16 protein-coding genes and 1 pseudogene are annotated in these 17001 nt (G+C 68.8%); 10 read left to right on the top strand and 7 right to left on the bottom strand.

Annotated elements, in window-relative coordinates; all coding sequences use genetic code 11:
* Positions 1-234 precede the first annotated feature (234 nt).
* Both EES41_RS36555 and EES41_RS36550 read left to right on the top strand, forming a co-directional pair.
* Positions 235-882: an HNH endonuclease family protein gene (locus EES41_RS36555; protein ID WP_123082122.1), complete on the top strand. Its 648-nt coding sequence runs from the start codon at positions 235-237 to the stop codon at positions 880-882.
* Between the two features lie 632 nt (positions 883-1514).
* Entirely contained in the window at positions 1515-1964 is a 450-nt protein-coding gene (locus EES41_RS36550; RefSeq protein ID WP_164496075.1) for a lamin tail domain-containing protein, read from the top strand.
* A gap of 332 nt (positions 1965-2296) precedes the next feature.
* On the opposite strand, the gene EES41_RS36545 is transcribed toward EES41_RS36550, so the two are convergent.
* A complete protein-coding gene (locus tag EES41_RS36545; RefSeq protein ID WP_164496074.1) occupies positions 2297-3862 on the bottom strand; it encodes a hypothetical protein in 1566 nt (521 codons plus the stop codon).
* Between the two features lie 178 nt (positions 3863-4040).
* On the opposite strand from EES41_RS36545, the gene EES41_RS41825 reads away from it, so the two are divergent.
* The gene (locus tag EES41_RS41825; protein ID WP_164496073.1) at positions 4041-4193 is read left to right on the top strand and encodes a hypothetical protein; all 153 of its coding nucleotides are present in this window, start codon (positions 4041-4043) and stop codon (positions 4191-4193) included.
* 386 nt (positions 4194-4579) lie between these two features.
* Here the strand turns inward: EES41_RS41825 and EES41_RS36540 are convergent, their stop codons facing one another.
* Together EES41_RS36540 and EES41_RS36535 are read right to left on the bottom strand one after the other, a co-directional pair.
* Positions 4580-5884, bottom strand: a complete 1305-nt coding sequence (locus tag EES41_RS36540) for a UDP-N-acetylglucosamine 1-carboxyvinyltransferase (RefSeq protein WP_164496072.1) — start codon at positions 5882-5884, stop codon at positions 4580-4582.
* A 121-nt stretch (positions 5885-6005) separates the two neighbouring features.
* Entirely contained in the window at positions 6006-6917 is a 912-nt protein-coding gene (locus EES41_RS36535) for an NAD(P)-dependent oxidoreductase (protein ID WP_164496071.1), read from the bottom strand.
* A gap of 215 nt (positions 6918-7132) precedes the next feature.
* Between EES41_RS36535 and EES41_RS36530 the strand changes: the two genes are divergently transcribed.
* Positions 7133-8416, top strand: a complete 1284-nt coding sequence (locus EES41_RS36530) for a helix-turn-helix domain-containing protein (protein ID WP_254211713.1) — start codon at positions 7133-7135, stop codon at positions 8414-8416.
* A gap of 45 nt (positions 8417-8461) precedes the next feature.
* Here the strand turns inward: EES41_RS36530 and EES41_RS36525 are convergent, their stop codons facing one another.
* Positions 8462-8944 (bottom strand): NUDIX domain-containing protein, encoded by a 483-nt coding sequence (locus EES41_RS36525; protein ID WP_008736377.1) that lies wholly within the window; start codon positions 8942-8944, stop codon positions 8462-8464.
* A 165-nt stretch (positions 8945-9109) separates the two neighbouring features.
* Here EES41_RS36525 and EES41_RS41820 point away from each other — a divergent pair, with 165 nt between their 5' ends.
* Entirely contained in the window at positions 9110-9286 is a 177-nt protein-coding gene (locus EES41_RS41820; RefSeq protein ID WP_008736375.1) for a hypothetical protein, read from the top strand.
* 96 nt (positions 9287-9382) lie between these two features.
* Positions 9383-9706: pseudogene (locus EES41_RS36520) on the top strand (UDP-glucose 6-dehydrogenase); the annotation flags it as partial.
* Between the two features lie 1321 nt (positions 9707-11027).
* Here the strand turns inward: EES41_RS36520 and EES41_RS36515 are convergent.
* Together EES41_RS36515 and EES41_RS36510 are read right to left on the bottom strand one after the other, a co-directional pair.
* Positions 11028-11933 carry a phosphotransferase family protein gene (locus EES41_RS36515; RefSeq protein ID WP_123082118.1) on the bottom strand — a complete coding sequence of 302 codons (906 nt, stop codon included), beginning with the start codon at positions 11931-11933 and terminating at the stop codon, positions 11028-11030.
* A 32-nt stretch (positions 11934-11965) separates the two neighbouring features.
* Complete coding sequence (locus tag EES41_RS36510; protein ID WP_123082117.1) at positions 11966-13363, bottom strand: XRE family transcriptional regulator; 1398 nt, start codon at positions 13361-13363, stop codon at positions 11966-11968.
* A gap of 363 nt (positions 13364-13726) precedes the next feature.
* Here EES41_RS36510 and EES41_RS36505 point away from each other — a divergent pair, with 363 nt between their 5' ends.
* The 4 genes from EES41_RS36505 (at position 13727) to EES41_RS36490 (ending at position 16099) form a co-directional block, all read left to right on the top strand.
* Positions 13727-14212 carry an anti-sigma regulatory factor gene (locus tag EES41_RS36505; protein ID WP_123082116.1) on the top strand — a complete coding sequence of 162 codons (486 nt, stop codon included), beginning with the start codon at positions 13727-13729 and terminating at the stop codon, positions 14210-14212.
* Positions 14213-14504: 292 nt separating this feature from the next.
* Entirely contained in the window at positions 14505-14732 is a 228-nt protein-coding gene (locus tag EES41_RS36500) for a DUF5999 family protein (RefSeq protein WP_123082115.1), read from the top strand.
* Positions 14729-15166: a DUF6302 family protein gene (locus EES41_RS36495; RefSeq protein WP_123082114.1), complete on the top strand. Its 438-nt coding sequence runs from the start codon at positions 14729-14731 to the stop codon at positions 15164-15166. The genes EES41_RS36500 and EES41_RS36495 overlap by 4 nt, the downstream gene beginning before the upstream one ends.
* A 15-nt stretch (positions 15167-15181) precedes the next feature.
* On the top strand, positions 15182-16099 hold the full coding sequence (locus EES41_RS36490; RefSeq protein WP_123082113.1) for a TauD/TfdA family dioxygenase: 918 nt from the start codon (positions 15182-15184) through the stop codon (positions 16097-16099).
* 119 nt (positions 16100-16218) lie between these two features.
* Here the strand turns inward: EES41_RS36490 and EES41_RS36485 are convergent, their stop codons facing one another.
* Complete coding sequence (locus tag EES41_RS36485) at positions 16219-16992, bottom strand: glycosyltransferase family 2 protein (RefSeq protein ID WP_123082112.1); 774 nt, start codon at positions 16990-16992, stop codon at positions 16219-16221.
* Positions 16993-17001 lie beyond the last annotated feature (9 nt).

Raw genomic sequence — 17001 nt, 5'->3', positions numbered from 1 at the left:
CAGCAAGGAACCGTAGAGCAGAGGCGGCTACGGCGCATCCCGGAGCGGAAGTGGTTCAGATGTGGCACTCGGATCCACCCTGACGTATCCCAGGCGACCGGTGAGGGGGCTACCTGAACTTCGGCGAGGAAGGAGGGAGCAGGCGCGTTTCTGCGGTGAACCGGCTCACCCAGCGGAGTGAGCCTTCCCAACCTGGCTCGATCCGGTGATGGGTGGCCCGGTATCACCGGGTTCATGATCAAGAACTTGCGTCGGGGCCTGCTGGCCTCCGCCCTCGCCTTCGCCGTGCTCGCCCCCGCTTCCCCCGCCCAGGCCGACGAGGTCACGCTCATGGACGGGATCACCGCGCTGCCGGTCGCCGAGGAGATCCGTGAGGGCTACAAGCGGGAGCTGTACCCGCACTGGAAGGACGACGACAAGAACGGCTGCACCGCCCGGAACGATGTCCTGATCGCCGAAGCCATCGAAGCGCCGACCGTCGGCGCCGGCTGTGCCCTCACCGGCGGGGTGTGGCACTCGTACTACGACGACGTCCTCGTCCAGGGGCCGTCCGGAGTCGACATCGACCACCTGATCCCGCTCGCTGAAGTCCACGACTCCGGCGGCTACGGCTGGACCACCGAACGCCGCCGCCGCTACGCCAACGACCTCGGCTCCGACGTCACCCTCGTCGGCGTCTCCGCCCGCTCGAACCGGCAGAAGGCCGACCAGGACCCAGCCACCTGGATGCCCATGGCCGCAGTCCACTGCCGCTACCTCGGAGAGTGGGTCGCCACCAAGCACCGCTGGGGCCTCGCCGTCGACCGGGCCGAGCGGGAAGCCCTCCTGCGGTACGCGGCGTCCTGCCCCAACGCCCGCATCACCTACGAACCCGCCCTCTGACCTGACGACCGCGACCTGGCCGCGGGGCGGAGGACGCCGCTACCGCCCGCGGTCAGGCTGGCCGGGAGTGGATGCTGCCGCCCCGGGCGGTGACCGGCTACGTGTGACGGCTGCCGGACCTGCCCGCAGCCGGCAGCACCACGGGGCCGGGAGCGGCCCTTCAGGTACGGCTCCCCGCAACCACTATTCCACTGCCCTTCCCGGCAGATCCACCGCGTGACGCGCAGACGCAGGGCTTGGGCCCCACCCGTATGGAGTGTCCTCTGACACGCGATCCTGACCGATTCACAAGTGATCGTGACGGGTGGCGCGAGCGGGCGCAGCGGGCGGATGGCCGAGCGGCTTGCTGCTGCGCCTGTGCCGGTGCGGTGTCGATGGGCCCTCACCCGCGGCGACTCCCGTCGGGAAGGCAGACGCCGGATGTCGGCCGATTCCCGCGGCGCCGGCCAAGCACCGCGTGGGCGGGCGGTTGGGCGCTGAGGGCTGCGCGAGGCGCATCAACACCACAGGGTGACGTTCTGTCACAGGATGGCCACAGGGGCTCCGCAGGAGGGCGGGGGCCCTTAGCGTCCGAGGTCTGCACCGCTAGCCCTACGGCGGTCCCGTCAGACAGGATGTGCCCTCTCTTGCTCATGCCCCGTACCCGCCGCCTCGCCGCCGGCGCCGCCCTCACCGCCGCGACCGTGCTCCTCCTGCCCGGGCAGGCGCACGCCGCCGGAACGCTGCGGATCTCGAAGATCTGGTACGACTCCCCCGGCAGCGACACCCGCACCAACGCCTCGCTCAACGGCGAGTGGGTCCAGATCACCAACAGCACCGGCACCGCGGTCAGCCTCAAGGGCTGGACCCTCACCGACACCTCCCGCCACGCCTACACCTTCCCCACCTTCACCCTCAAGCCAGGCAAGACCGTCACCATCAAGACCGGACGCGGCACAAACACCACCACCACGCTCTACCAGCAGCGCGGCGCCTACGTCTGGAACAACGACAAGGACACCGCCACCCTCCGCCGCACCAACGGCACCCTCCACCACACCTGCGCCTACAACTCCACCCGATACGACTACAAAACCTGCTAAACCGGATAGTCCGCCGCAAACGAGCCCGCGATCGAGACAGCGTGGGGAGTCACGGGCTGCCGGACGGGTCGTCATACAGCCGGCAGGCCCTTGGTGGTCAGGTTGTACAGCGTCTACCCCGCACGGGGGGGGCGGCGCTCTGCTCGGCGAGACTGTGCTTGCTGGTCGGTCCGGGGCGCAAATTCGGCATCTGTTCGACGTCTTTCGTACATGGCTTCGGACCGGATCCCTGCGGCGAGGGCAGCCTGACGTGGCACTCCGTGGATCGCCAGGTGTCCACCACGGCAGCCGTGGAACGTCGGAGCCAGCGTGCATCGAGCGGTGGCCTGTTTCTACAGCAGCCCGATCACGTCGGCCATCCATGTCGCGCCGGGCTGGTCCACGAATGAGGACAGGACGGTGCTGATGAACTGAGCGGCGACGCCGAGGTACACGATGGACAGCAGTCCCTTCTCGCCCGTCTTCCGCTGCCTTCGTACTGCCGCGCCAACCACCAGGGCGTCGTTGACCAGAGCGAAGCCCGCGAAGAGCAGGAGATGCGTCACCGATGGTCCTGGTTCGGCCCGAAGGGCCGCGCCGTACGCGGTCCCGAACCCGGACAGGAGACAGAAAAGCAGGAAGCCTCCGAGAATCACCCCCACTGCCTGAGTACTGTCCCACGCTTCCCGGAGGCGGTGACTGAGCCGGGCTGGGTTCTCTGTCCGGGCCGGCACTTCCGCGGTCACAGCTCCGGCTTGGGCGAGCCGTGGACGGATGACGGCTGAGGAGCCTGCGCTCTCTGGCGGGCCGGTGCGTGCTGAGGGAATGGGCGGAGGCGTTGAGGCGGTGGCATCGGCGGGCCGGGGGGCTGCCGGATTCTCCTGCCGATCGCTGATTTCCCGGCCGTGACCTGCGGGCTGCGGCGCCGCCTGCAGGCGGTGGGAGAAGGCCCTGACTCCCGCAGCGGCCGCAGTGGTCCGGTTCCGGCGGGTGGCTTCCAGATGGGAGACGAATCGACCGAGCAGTTCCGCGCGTTGCGCGCCGTCCTGGCCGGTGGCGGGGAATGTGCTGGTCGCGGACTTGTCCAATGCGGTGTTGGACAAGTCCTGGACAGGCGACGACAGGGGAGGCCGGTCTTCCGGGCGGGTGTCCTCCTGTGGAGGCGAGGCGGCTTCGAACGCGGCTTCGTCCTCCGCGCTCTCCGCCTCGATGTGTTCGAGGCGGTGGTCGAATTCGTCGTCGTCCATGGTGTCCTGGGCAACCGGGGCAACGCTTGTCTCCGGGACGGCGATGTCCTGGACCTGGCCCTCCAGGTACTCGATGTCGGCCTGAGCGGCCAGGACCTCGCCCATCCAGAACTCCTGCTGCTCCTCCGCCGTCATCCGGCGGCTCTGAGCACGCTCCTGCTGTGTCCGTACCCGGCTCAGGCGCTCCTTGGCGAGGCCCAGCTGTTTCTGAAGTCGGGCCTGTTCCTGCTCGCGGGCGTGCCGCAGCTGGAGCTGTGCGTTCTCCAGCCGGATCTTGCTGTAGACGAGCATGGGCCGCAGTTCCGCGAGATGCTTCTCCGCTTTCGCCGCCAGATCCTGGTATTTGATCACCTGCTCCAGCGCGTCCTCGCGGCGCTGGTGCTGACGCACCAGGTCCCCGCCCGTCACGGCCAGACGCCGCTCCAGGCTGGCGGCCTTCCACAGCTCGCCGGCCCGTACCACCGCGGCGTTGCGGACCGGGCCCGCTGGCGTGTATGCCTCCAGCAGCCGCCTCAGTTCGGGCTTCGGGATCACCTGGGCGCCGTTGAGGTAGTTCCCCCACGCCGAACTGCTGCGGCCAAACTGTTGCGCTAGGTCGCGAACCTTCGCGCCCTTGACCAGCTTGACCAGGTACAGCGCCAGCTCGCCCGCGGCCGTTCCCTCGTCGATCACCCGCCTCGGAGCCATGCTTTACCACTCCCCCGCCCCGCCCTGTCCAACCCCGACCACCCGCTGACCAACCCGGAACCGGCCGTGAACAGGCACAACGCCTTTCGCCCGCCTTGGCCTGCCCCGTACTCGGCCACTGTCTCCCCCAGCACCACGACCTGTCACGTCACTTGGGGAGACCATGACGCTGTCCACGCTCTACGACTTCCTCCGCAACGACCTCCTCGGCAACCTCCTCTCCACGCTGCTCGTCACCGGTGCCGGCTACACAGCCAAAAAGATCCGGAGCAGGCTCGCCAGCCAGAACGACGACACCGACCAGCCTGACAGCTGAACCCGGTCCCGCCCCGCGTGACAGTCTTCCGTTGAACGAATCGGACAGCGAAGCACCCCGCACAGTGAAGGCCCCGAACGCCCTCTGGCGCCCGGGGCTTTCGCGCTGACGCGCTCCCGCGCACGCATGCAGTACCCGCCTTCGATCGGCCGCCCACACAGCCAGCGCGGAAAGGTCCCGGCCCGGCACCCGACCCAGGTGCCGGGAGTAGCCGAAGGCTTGCCGGGCGGCGCGGAGGCTTGCCCAGACCGACTGGTTCGGCGGGCGCAGACCGCCGGACGGGGGCGCCGATGGTGGCCGCCGAGCTCGGGCCGGGCAGCTTGCTGGGGTTGATCACCTGCGACGCGACCGCAGGGAGCGGTCGCGTTCTTGCGTGCCTTGGGTTCCTACTTCTGTGTGACTGTCAGCTCGGCCCCGAGTGAGGCGAGTTTGGGCAGCAGGCTGCCGTAGCCGCGTTGCAGGTGGTAGATGCCTTGGATGGTGGTGGTGCCCTCGGCTGCGAGGGCAGCGGTCACCAGGGCGGCGACGGCCCGGATGTCCTGGCTGTCCACGTGGGCCGCGGTGAGGAGGGACGGGCCGTGCACGGTAATGGTCGGGCCATCGGCTGTGACGTCGGCGCCGAGGGCGCGCAGGGGGTCGACGTGCGTGGCGCGTGAGGTGTAGATCCGCTCTTCGATGCGGGAGGTGCCGGGGGCCTGGGTGAGGAAGGCTGTCAGCTGAGGCTGGATGTCGGTGCAGGTGGCGGAGGCGGTGGCTGTCTGTACGCAGCGGGGGCCGGCTGGGCATTGGGCGAGCGTGCCGCCGTTGGCGGGGGCCAGTTCGATTCCGGCGTCGGCGAGTGTGGCCACCAGCGCGGCTGTGAATCCGGAGACGGGGAAGTTGTCGAGGTGGACGGTTCCGCCGGTGATGGCGGCAGCCAGGACCAGCGTGGTGGCCTCCAGCCGGTCTGGCGGGACGGGGAAGGAGCCGCCGGTGATGTGGTCGGTGCCGGTGACCTGGAGGGCGGTGGTGCCCTCCCACGTGATACCGACTCCGCCTGCCGCGAGCATCGAGGCGGTCGCCAGCACCTCGGGTTCGCCGTTGGGGTTGAGGATGGTGGAGGTGCCGCGGGCGCGGGCGGCCAGCAGCATCGCGGTGACCGTGGCTCCGAGGCTCGGTCCCCACTTCTGAGTCGTCACGTCGGTGGTGAACGGCTGGGGGCCCCGGCCGGTGAGGTGGGCCTCGACGTGGGTGCCGGTGATGTCCAGGGTGGCGCCGGCGGCCTCCATGGCGGCCAGGTGCCGGTCGATGAGCCGGTGGCAGAAGGCGTCGCCGCCTGGTAGGGGGAAGCGGACCCGGCCGGCTCGAACGAGCAGGCCGGCGGCGAGGACGGCAGTGGTGCGGATACGCCCGCCCAGCTCGTCCGGGACGGCGGGGTGCCAGGCAGTGGCCGGCGTGGTCTCGAAGAGGTCGCCGACGATCCTGGTCGGGGTGCCGGTGCGGGTGAGGATCTCCGCGCAGACCTGGGTGTCCAGGATGTGCGGGATGCCGGTCAGGGTCAGCGGTTCGTCGGCCAGCAGCGCGGCTGCGTACAGGTGGAGGGCGATGTTCTTGCTGCCCTGGACCGATGTCGTGCCCTGCAGGCGGTGGCCGCCGGTGATGCGGATGGCGCGGGTGTCGGTGCGGGGCAGTAAGAAGGTCTGATCGTTCACGGATTCCTTCCCCGTGGGCGTGGGGCGTGATGGAGGGGGCTCGCGGTCCCGGCCCGGCAAGGGTGCCGGGCCGGGACCGCTAGCAGCACGGACTACCTGTCCGCGCGGGTGGGTGTGGCGTTCAGCGGCCGGGTACGGCCGCTGCCAGGGTGCGCGCGCGGGTCTGGACGCTGAGAGCCAGTGCCTTGTCCAGGGGCATGCGGTCGATGGGCCCGTACATGCGGGCGAACAGGGTCTGGTCGGCGGTGAAGGAGGAGATCTCGTTGATCCGGGGGGCGGTGTGGGTGATGGTGCCGCGGCCGGCGGTGCGGATGACCGCACGGGCGAGGTCGCTGATGGAAACCGCGTGGCCGGAGCCGCAGTTGACGACGGGCAGCAGCGCGGGGGCGTCCAGGATGCGGGTGAGCATGGTGACCGCGTCCTCGATGTACGTCAGGTCCCGGGCTTGGGTGCCGTCGCCCTCGATGGTCAGCGGGCGGTTCTCGGCGACTGCGTCGAGGAAGGCGGGGACGACGGCGTCGGGGTCCTCGTGGGGGCCGAAGGTGTTGAAGAACCTGACGATGCCGAGCTGGCGGCCGTCCTCCAGGCGCGGGCGGTAGATGTCGGCCAGCAGCTCGGTGGCGACCTTGCCCGCCGCGTACGGGGAGCGGGGGGCGTGCGGCGTGTTCTCGGAGAGCGGTCCGCTCTGCTGGCCGTAGACCTCGCACGAGGAGGCCAGCAACAGCCGCCTCGCGGTCGAGTCGGTGAAGATGTGGAGCATGTGCCGGTCGACTTCGACGTTGTGCTCGAACCCGCCGACCTCGAAGCTTTCCGGGACGGACTTGAGCGCGGCCAGGTGCACAACCGTGTCCACGCAGCCCAGATCCTGTGCGGTCAGCGACCGGACGTCGCGGACCATCAGGCCCGTTGGGCTCGGACGCCGGGAAGTGACCGACAGGTTGTCCAACGGGGTGACCGAGTGCCCTGCGATGCGCAACGCCTGGGTGAGGGCCGAACCGATGAAGCCGGCGCCGCCGGTGATCAGGACGTTCAAGGGTGCCTCCGCAAAGGTGGGAGCAGCGAACCGGGCTGGTGTGCCGGGCGTCTGCTGCCGCAACCGTGGTGCCTGACGCACCCGTCCGGGAGCTGGTATCGGCGCGCTCGCACGTGGTGTGCGGGAGCGGCACACGGTGTGCGCCTGTACGCCCTGTTGCCGTTTGGCGACAGGCAGTACTGTCGTGCTTCCCCGTCGGTGCGCAGGAGGTACCCGTGGGCCAGGAGACGAGCGACTTAGGCGCGATCTTCCGCAGTGCACGCCATGCTTTACGGCTGAAGCAGGTTGATGTCGCCCGAGCTGTCGGTTACTCCCCGTCTGCGATCTCGCGGATCGAGGGCAACCGGATGCGCGTGGACCTCGACACCCGTCTGCGCCTGGCCCAGGTGCTCCGCATCCCCCCTGAGCGGGTCAGCGGGTTCCCTGTCCCGGCGGGCCCGGTGATCGATACCGTGGTGAACGTACCGATGCCGAACGAGGAGGATGCGATGCGTCGCAGGACACTGCTGGGGGCGCTCGCTGCCGGGGCGTCGGCTGTTGTCGGCACGGGCACGGCTGCGGCCTCGCCCGCTGCGGCCGTGGACCTCGACGACGTGCTGTTCCGGCTCCCGAGCGCCGACCCCGCGCCGCTCCAGGCGCTGGCCGCCAAGACAGCCTCCGCGCGCCAGGCGTTCACCGCCGCCCGCTACAACGACCTTGGCAACTCGCTGCCCGGCCTGCTGGCCGCCGCCGAGGCGACCAGGGAATCGGCCGCCGGACGAGCCCGCCAGCAGGCCAATGCCGTCCTCGCCCGCGCCTATGTCCTGGCCTCCGAACTCGCCGCGAAGCAGCACTCCGACGCCGCGTGGGTCGCTGCCGACCGCGCTCTGGCCGCCGCACGGGCCAGCGGGATGCCCATCCCCGTCGGAGAAGCCGCCCGCGTACTGGCCATCACCATGCGGCGGTCCGGGAACTGCTCCTCAGCTGTCCGTTTCCTCGCCACCGAGGCGGCCGCGCTCGACCCCGCCCAGGAGCGCACCGGAGCCGTGCGGACCACGCTGTTGCTCACCGCGGCGTACTCGGCGGCTGCCGGCGGCGACCGGGCAACCGCGCTCACTTTGCTCGACGAAGCTGATGAGACCGTCGAGCGCCGCCCGCAGGCACCCGGCGGGCTGTTCACCGTCGACGCCACCAAGACCCAGGCCGCCGTTTACCGCATCGGCGTTCACAACACCCTCGGCACCCCGGACGAGGGCGTGGAGATCGCACGGAGCCTGAACATCGGCCTCATGCCTACCGCCGAACGCCGCGCCCGGGCCTGGACCGACACGGCCCGTATGTGGCACACGCTCGGCAACAGCCAGCAGGCTTTCGCCGCGCTGTCCCATGTCGAGCAGGAGGCGGCCCAAGAGGTGCGTCGGCCGGCACTGCGGGCCCTGACATCAAGCCTGCTCTACAGCCCGGCGCGCGTGCAGGGCCTGCGGGAATTCGCTGTCCGCACGGGAGCTGTGCCCGCATAGCGGCCTGACTCCGCCCCGGCGCCGGGGAGCTGGTCCGGTGCCCGGTCACGGCGACGGGGCAAACCACGCCTGAGGCTCGTCTTTCTCGACCAGCCCGATGAGCTCCCGCATCCGCTCACTCATCGGCGGCAGGGCGTCCAGCGCGAACCAGCCGACCTCCACCGACTCGTCGTCACAGACCCGGGGCTCCTGACCCGGGTCTGCCGGGCGGCAGGCGAACACGAGTTCCAGGTACTGCGCCCGGTCCCCGTTGCCGTGCCTAACCGGCGGGGAAGACGTCACCGCCGCAAGGCGTTCCACCACCACCCGGACCCCGGTCTCCTCCGCCACCTCCCGCGCCACCCCGGCGGCCGGAGCCTCTCCGGGTTCCAGGATCCCGCTCAACGGCGTCCACAGACCAGCAGCGGACCGGCGCTGCAGGAGCACCTGCCCGTGCTCGTCGAGGACCACCCCGACCACCCCCGGGAGCCACAGCAGGCAATCGGGACCGACCGCTTTCCGTAGATCTGACACAAAATCAGGAATCATGCCCTCACCCTAGGGCGAGGAGCGGACTGCCGGCGGGCTTTCAGAACACTTCTCCCCCGGACATCGCCCGCGCCCCGACGCTCACACCGCCCGGCCTCCACCGCGCACGGAACGCGCCTGAACAGCGGTTCTCCCCAGCATCACCGGACCCGCTGGGGCTCCGCCGTGCTGTATCCGTGCCTGGCAATATGCGGCGAGCTCGACCACCCTGGCCTCCGGCCCCGTCCGGATGGCTCCTGGTTTGAATACCCGCTGGAGGCCCCGCAGAGCGGTGACGTGGTCGTACGGCAGACGGCCGCCGCTGCGGTCGGCGAGCTGGAGCGGCTGCTGAGCCTCGCGTGACCAGCACGTGAACCGGCGGGGCCGGGGAACAGCGCTAGCCTCTGGGCTCGTTCCCCGGCCCCGTACACGGGCCCCTCCCAGGATGAGAGTCAAGGAATGCGTATTTCGGTAATCGGCTGCGGGCACCTCGGTATCCCGCACGCGGCGGCGATGGCCGAACTGGGTCACGAGGTCATCGGCGTGGACGTCGACCAGGCCAAGGTCGACAGCCTGAACTCCGGCCAGTGCCCCATCTACGAGACCGGTCTTCCCGAGCTGCTTGCCCGTCACACCGCGAGCGGGCGCCTGCGGTTCACCACCGACAACCGAGAGGCAGCCGCGTTCGCCGACATGCACTCCATCGGCGTCGGCACCCCCATCGACGCCGACGGCCGTTCGTACGACACCGGGCAGGTCTACGGCGCCATGCGCCAGCTCGCTCGTCCGCTACGGCTGGCGGACCCAACGTAGTACATCATCAGGAGTACGGCCCCGACGGCCAGCAGCCGGAGGCCCGTCTGTCCCAGGCCATCCGTCCCAGCGTCGTGGGCCAGCCCGGCACTCTGACGGCCTTCGCCGTCCGCTCCCAAGCCCCGGCCGCGCCCAAATCCTCTCGGGACTCACCGGTGAGTTCATACGAGGCACCCGGGCGGGTCACCGGTGAGTTCGCACAGGCGCTGGTGAGGTCACCAGGCAAGTCACTGGCAGCCGAAGGAGTATCGGTCAGTTCACCAGCGGCCGGTGAGTTCCTTGGCAGATGGGCGCTCTGGCCTGGGGCGGAAGGTTTGCAGAGTCACCGGCGAGTCACCACTCGGGCTGTACGAGCCTGGCCGCATTGGGGACCGCCAGAAGCGCGGCGAGTCCGTGGCCGGCCAAGCCACCGCGTGTCATAGCCCTTCCCGCCCGCATTACAGCCCGAGCGTCCTGTCCCACATCCCACTGCGGCTTGGTCCGGTCACGCCTCGACGGCGGGTACCGTGCGGCTCTGAGGGACCGGTGGGCAGCCTTCTTCCTCGATCACGCTCACCGGCAGCAGGAGTTCTCCCGTCCCACCGGGTTCGCCGGGGTCCGCTTCGCGCGAGCCAGGCCGAGCGCCTGCACTTGGGTGCCCAGCCGGACCGGCCCGTGTGCCAGGTGCGGATCTCCTCGCGTATGGGAAGGCGCTCCGGCATCGCCCTTGCGCGTCGTGCAGGGCCGCGCGTCAGGCGCGGTAAAGGGGCTGAGCGTCCGTCCTGCCGCCGGATTTCCCCCGGCTGCAGACTCTGGTGACCTACCTGCGCGGCGAACTCAGCCGCACGGGGACAGGCCCTCGCCGCCGCAGAGGAGAGCGAGGCCGCCACCGCCCGCGAACAGCCCGCCGCCCGAGACAGGGTTGCGACCGAGGCCGGAACACCCCCGCAGGCGCGGGGTCCACGGATTCTCCCTGACGGACGATCCCTGGCTGCTCGGACCATCCCCGCGGGCGCGGGGTCCGCACTTCCTGAGCTAGGACTCTACCGGCAAGGCGGCTGTTCTCATTCAGTTAGTTTCTCGTGATCCCCGCCATGACAGCCAGACCACTGAGCTGCAACTGCATTGCCCTGGACGGAACCACCATCGGCTGCAGCACGCCAAGGCCCAAAGCCCGAGTTCCTGCGTGAACACCACCATCACCGTCTGCTGAACCTCGCGCCAGGGCCCTCTCCCCCGCAACTACCCCTTCGCTGGCCTCGGGCCCCTGAACGTCTTTTAGATTTGGCTGATATGGAACTGGCCGAGAACGTCAGAGGATGTTCCACCGCAGGGCGCGATCATGGCAACGGAGTCCTTCTACCCGCCGCTCGACCTCCTGAAGGCTGGTGGGAGCGTCTGAAACCTTCCGAGCGTTTGTCGTGATCATGCGTAGTTCCCGGATCGCGGCCAACGTCTGGTACCCGGACCACCGCGTGACATCCCACCCGTACGTGTTTGCGAAGGCTTCGTAGTGCTGCGACCCGTGGCCGAAACGCCTGCAGTGGACCTCCACCGTGACGAGATCCCACTCCGGCTGTCCGATTGCAACTGTGTCCCAGTCGCAGAGGACGGCTCCGCCGCTGGCGGTGTGCAGAGCGTTGCGGTGTTGTGGATCTCCCTGGATAACACCCTCCGGCAGCTCGAACTGCACGACATGGAGCGCTGACTCAAGTTGCTCGGTGCTGTCGTTCAGGAACGCGAGCGCTTCGTCGGACAGGCATGTGATCGACTTGAGGGACCGTCGGATTGCCGCGAGGTTGTCATGCGCCGGTAGGGCCTCGGGCGGAGTCGGCAGCGTGTGGAGCGAGTACAGCGGCTTGGCCAGCTGGGCCGCCGGCACTGGGTCGGACGGCTGAGGCAGATACTCCCAGAACGTGAGAGCGTGCTGGCCGACGCCCACTGGCTGGTCGACCGGGTGGAGGGAGACGGTGGGAAAGCCAGCGTCCATCAGCCAGCGAACGAACCGGACGGTACGAGCTACGTCGTCTATGCGTGATCCCTTTCGGGCGATCTTGACGACGACATGCTCTTTTACAAGGTGGATAACCGCGTTGGTGTGGCCGCGGAGCAGGCGAGCCTCGGAGGAATCGAGGCCGACGGCCGCACACCCGCGCTTCAGGACCTGATGCATCTCGAATTCGTCGAACCCGCCAGGGGCCAGCGCAGCTTGTGTCATGGGTCAAGGCTCGCCGACGATCCGGCCCGCTGTCACATGTGTCCGGGAGGAAGCGCAAGGATCTCGCGCAATTCGTGCGCCGCGCGGCTGGCCTCCGCACCCGGGGGAAGTGCCCCGATGACTTCGCGAGCCCGCTCCTCCACGATCGGGGTGCGGTGCTCCGCAGCGACCCGCAGGAGGGTGTCACCAGCTAGCTGACAGGCTTCCCTGAGGCTGTGGTCGTGGGCCATGCAGAGTGCTGTCTCAAGATTGAGCAGAGCAGGGTCGATGCCGGTTCTTGACGGGTATAGGCGGATGGCCTCCTCCTGGACACGACGTGCCCTGCTCGTGTGGCCGAGGGCGGTCAAGGTGCCGCTCTCGTAGAGTCTGAATCGGCGCTCAGGGAACCCAAAGGCTTCGTTGTCGCCAGGGCCACCCGCTCCGCTCTGTTCGAACGCGACAGTGGCGTATCGGAGTGCGGACTCGGCTCCCTCTGCGTCTCCGAGCTTGGCCAGAGCGCGTGCTTCGGCTGCCGAAGCGAATGCCGCTGTGGCGCTGGGACGGCCGCGGCTGATGATCCTGGCTTCCCGGGCAAGGACAACCGCTGCTTCCAGGGGTCCGTAGTAGAAGGGAAGCATGGCAGCCTGTGCCCGCACTCGGGCGCGGAGCTCCGTGTTGCCGCTGTCGTCCGCGGCGTGCCTTGCTGTGGCGTACCACGACCGGGACCGGGGAAGGTGCCCGAGCTTCATCAGGGCGTCAGCGACGAGGGTCGCCAGTATGGCGGTCAGCTCGGACAGGCGAACCTGTACGGCTGCCGGCTGCCTGTCTGCGGCGAGGCTATCAACTTCCTCAACTTGATCGAGGAGCACCTTGACCATGGGCGCTGGTGGTGTGTAGACGTACTGCTCTCGTGCCCACATCACCTGCTCGTCGAGCAGGTCGAGCTGATTCGAATTCACGGTTCCTGCCGCGAGTGTGCGATCGACCGAGCGCCGCACAGCATCGACCTGCCGCTCCAGGGATTCGTCGACGATCTCAGCACGCGGAGCAGCAGGCCAGGGCAGAGCCCGTTCCGCGAGGACCATGGTGGAAGATACCGAGGCAGGTACGGTCGCCTCTGCGCTCTCGAAGCCGAGGTCCTCGGGGCGCAGACCGCCGTAGTAGTTGCACAACAGCACAAGCGTGGCCGGTCGTGGTTGCCTGTCTGTCTCCCAGTGCCCCAGCTGATCGGCGTCAGCCCGGGGAGCACCCTGGTGCCCCGCGGTGAGTGCGTTCAGTCCTTCCGCTGCTTCCTTCAGCGTCAGCCCACGTGCGAGGCGGTGGGCGCGCAGGAGGGACACGGAGCAGTGGGCCTGAATCGTGACGGCGATCTGGCTGCACGACTCGCCGTGTGTGGTGGCCTCCTGACGTAACCGCTTCGCACAGGACGGGCCGTGTGGTGTGCGGTCCATCAGTACCTCCTCAACCGGGCTCGCTCATCAAAATCGTAGTGACAACCCGTCGACTCTGCGTCAAAAACAGTGACTTCCGCGCGGATCAGTGAACAGGTCACTGACCCCCACGATGTGAAGTTGCGGATCAGTGAACGGATCACTCACCCCCACGATGTGCGGTTGCGGATCAGTGAACCGTCACTGTTGCTCGGCACCGTCTTTAGGCGAATCCTTCCTATCTCGGAAGCCCGACAAGCTGCCCGACGGCCGGCGAACCTGACGCCCCGGCTGGCGGGCCCGCGGCGGACGCCACCCCACCAGCCGGCTTCAGTGCCCAGGAGGGGCGGTGTCCGTCGCTACCCAGACAGGGAGGTAGACGCGTTGACACGGTTGTCGAGTGGGCAGTTCCTGGCGGTACTGGTACACGGTGACGGCGTCGAACGAGTCGCCGTCGAGTTCGAGAGCCAGCGCAGTAACGTGGGTGAGGCTCGCCGTTTCGTCCGACAGCGGCTCGTGGATTGGGGGCTGGATGAAGACGACGCTCTCATTGACCGAGTCGTCCTCGTCCTGAGCGAGTTGGTCACCAACGCGGTTGTCCACGGACGGACTCGGCCGTCGAATGAGAGCGAGACCGTTGGCGTCGCGCTCGCCTTCAAGCCGAACTTCGCCTTCGGGCTCATGGTGACCGACAACTCCAGCAGTTGCCCGATCCCGACGATCCGCCCGTCCACGGGTGCCATCAGGGGACGTGGGCTGGTTCTCGTCAACGCCCATTCCGACTGCTGGACCTCGGCACCACGCAAGGAGCGGGAAGATTGTCCGGGGAAGGCCGTGTGGGCCTTCTTCCGTTGCGCGCAACCGACGTGACCGGAGGCCTCCGTCAAAGGTCTGGGCCTCGTCGCATTGATGCTGACGACAACCGCCGCGGAAGCGATCACCCTGGCCATCTAGCCAGTCGACACCGTTCCGGACGGACCACGAGCCGAAGAGCAGCCCTGCGAAGGGGCCAGTGCGACGGCCACCCACCAGCTCCACCCCCAGCACTTTCGCGGCCACCAGAAACCCGCCTGCCGGTGTTCGCCGCGCTTTCGGCCGGCTGCCGCCCTCAGCACTTGCAAGCAGCTGACCCCCACTCCCTTCACGACCAGCGAGGACCAACATGTGCAACCACGCGTCGCCGTGCCCGGCAGCTGACGGAGCCGACCGCGATGCCGCCGTCACCGTGGCCTTCCACCCTGTTCAGGGGTGGAGCCTGCTCTGCAACGGCGTTCTGCTCTTCGAGGACACCGGTGAACTGCTGCCCGACGGGCAGATCATCGTCCCTCACCGGTCCCTGACCTCGGCTGCGGCGCGACGATCGTGGCGGGTTCCGCTCGGCTGCTCGTGACAGCTCTCCCGGCCCGCGCGGCCTACAACTTCGAGCACTTCCGAGACCAGCTGGCGGATCCCTCCGTCCTGGACTACAGCGTAGCCATCCGCGTCTTCCGTGCACCGCTGCTTGCCGTGGCGGTCGGCGGCCCTCGTCGTGGCGGCAGTTTCCCTACCTCGGACATGACCGTGGCCCTGGCCGTCCGAGCCCTTCTTGAGGGCCGCCACGGCTACCCCGATCTGCGACTGGTACGGCCGCCTTCCTCTGACACCTGCTTCTGCATCGAGTGGGGAGAGATCCCGCCTGCCTGGCGCGACGACGTTCTTCGCGGCCGGTTCTACGGCTACAGCGAGGCCGCCATCGCCAAGTACCTTCGCCCGATCGAAACCCGGGACGTCTTCAGCGCCCGGATGACGGCAGCACCCGAACGGCACCCCGAGAACCCCAAGTAGAGAAGGAGGCTCCACGTGTTCATCAAAATCCCGAGCGAACTCGAAGCTGCTCTGATCGACCGTTCTCTTCCGCCGTGGGAACTGGACGGTTCGTTCCTGACGCGGTCCACCATGGAGGAGTACCGGACCCGGCTGACGACCGCCCCGCAGTTCGAGGAGACCGCCACGGCCCTGCGTCACGCGCTGACCTGGGAGGGCGGCGGATACGCCGTGCTGTGCCTGGGGAACCTCGCCAAGGCGCTGGGGACCGGCGTCCGGTTCCGGCGGCTGGTGACGGCCTTCGCGGCCGAGGTGGCCGTCCCCTTCTCACCCTTCCCGCGGTGGCCCCTCTGGAAGGACATCGGGGTCAAGGTCGACAAGGACCCAGGCAAGTCCAGCGGCATTGGGTACAACGCGTTCCACATGGACCTGGTGAACGCTACCCTGCCCCCGGACTACACCACGCTCCTGTGCGTTCGCCCCGACCCGCTCGGCGGCGGCCCCAGCATCCTCTCCGACGCCCACGCGGCAGTAGCACGGCTTTCGGAGAACAGCCGCGGCCTCCTGGCCGAGGCGGCCTACCACTACGGGACCTTCTTCGACCTGCACGGTGTCGGCGAGGAGTACAAGCCGTTCCCGATCCTGGAGGACTGCGACCCGGGCGATGGGTTCGTCCGGTTCACCGCCAAGATGCTGGAGCGGTCCCAGCTCGGCCAACTGCACGCCGACGCGGCCAGGGGGCTTGCCGAGGAGCTCGTCCGGGGGCAGGTCGCCTTCATGCTCCAGCCCGGGGACTACCTCATCGTGAACCAGCGGCGCTTCCTACATGGTCGGGAGGCGCTCAACAGCGGTCAGGAGGCTGTACCGGTCGCCGAGCGGCGGCTGCTCCTCCAGCTCTTCCTACGTGCGAGGACGGGCAACGGCTCGGACGTAGCCGGCCGACGGCACCGGTGACCCGCCCATCCCTGCCCCCGAGTCCAGCCGCCGAGCACGCGGCACGGCCACGGGGCGGGGCCCGGTCGGGGCACCGCCGGAAACGGCCGCGCACCGCGTCCACGGGTCCGTGCACGGAGCTAGATGCGCGAGTTGCGCACCGACTGCCACACGGCGCCAGCCAGCGCGCGCGTCGCCCGCGGGACCGACAGGTGCTCGTGCTCGCGGTAGAGGGCCCAGTTGTACTGCACGAGCGACAGCTTTTTGGAGGACAGTGATCCCGCCTGGTGGGCCCTGTATACCGCCAGCGGCTCGCTCAGGCCCCGGGCGTCAGCACCGCCCCTCATGATCGATAGCCAGAGGGCGTAGTCCTGGCGCTTGCGCATCTCGGGCATCAGCCTCGTGCCCAGAACAGTGCGGTCGTACATGGCCGTGAGAGCGCCGATGTGGTCCTGGAGCAGCATCGCGCGGTAGTCGACGCGCTCCCGCGCACGGACCACCCGCCCGTTCGGGACCCAGTCGGTGCTCTCGCCGTCGTAGTCAGCGTCCATCTTGAAGTACGAGGTGAACGTCAAGGGCGCAGTGGCCTGGGCGGCGAAGGCGAGCTGCTTCTCGGTCTTCTCCGGAAGCCACATGTCGTCGCTGTCGAGGAAGGCGATGTAGTCCCCGCGGGCCCGCTTGATCGCGAGGTTTCGGGCCCGGCCGGCGCCGCCCTGTTCGGGTGCCGACTCCGGCAGGACGCGCTCGTCCTGCTCGGCGAACTCGCGGAGCAGATCCATGGAGCCGTCGGTGGACTGATCGTCGGTGACCAACAGCTCCAGGTCGCTGTGGGTCTGTGTGAGCACCGATCGGACAGCTGCGCCGAGAGTGGTGGTCGAGTTGTACACGGGCATCACTACAGACACCAAGGGCACAGCGCTTCT

The organism is Streptomyces sp. ADI95-16 (assembly GCF_003721495.1).
In the GTDB taxonomy this organism is placed as follows: Bacteria; Actinomycetota; Actinomycetes; order Streptomycetales; family Streptomycetaceae; genus Streptomyces; species Streptomyces goshikiensis.
The sequence above is the reverse complement of the archived record's forward strand: the minus strand, read 5'-3'. Positions and strand labels throughout refer to the sequence as shown.

Coding starts and splice junctions, on each gene's coding strand:
- EES41_RS36555 (WP_123082122.1), top strand. CDS start 235: ATGATCAAGAACTTGCGTCGGGGCCTGCTGGCCTCCGCCCTCGCCTTC.
- EES41_RS36500 (WP_123082115.1), top strand. CDS start 14,505: ATGTGCAACCACGCGTCGCCGTGCCCGGCAGCTGACGGAGCCGACCGC.
- EES41_RS36550 (WP_164496075.1), top strand. CDS start 1,515: ATGCCCCGTACCCGCCGCCTCGCCGCCGGCGCCGCCCTCACCGCCGCG.
- EES41_RS36515 (WP_123082118.1), bottom strand. CDS start 11,933: ATGACACAAGCTGCGCTGGCCCCTGGCGGGTTCGACGAATTCGAGATG.
- EES41_RS36510 (WP_123082117.1), bottom strand. CDS start 13,363: ATGGACCGCACACCACACGGCCCGTCCTGTGCGAAGCGGTTACGTCAG.
- EES41_RS36525 (WP_008736377.1), bottom strand. CDS start 8,944: ATGATTCCTGATTTTGTGTCAGATCTACGGAAAGCGGTCGGTCCCGAT.
- EES41_RS41825 (WP_164496073.1), top strand. CDS start 4,041: ATGACGCTGTCCACGCTCTACGACTTCCTCCGCAACGACCTCCTCGGC.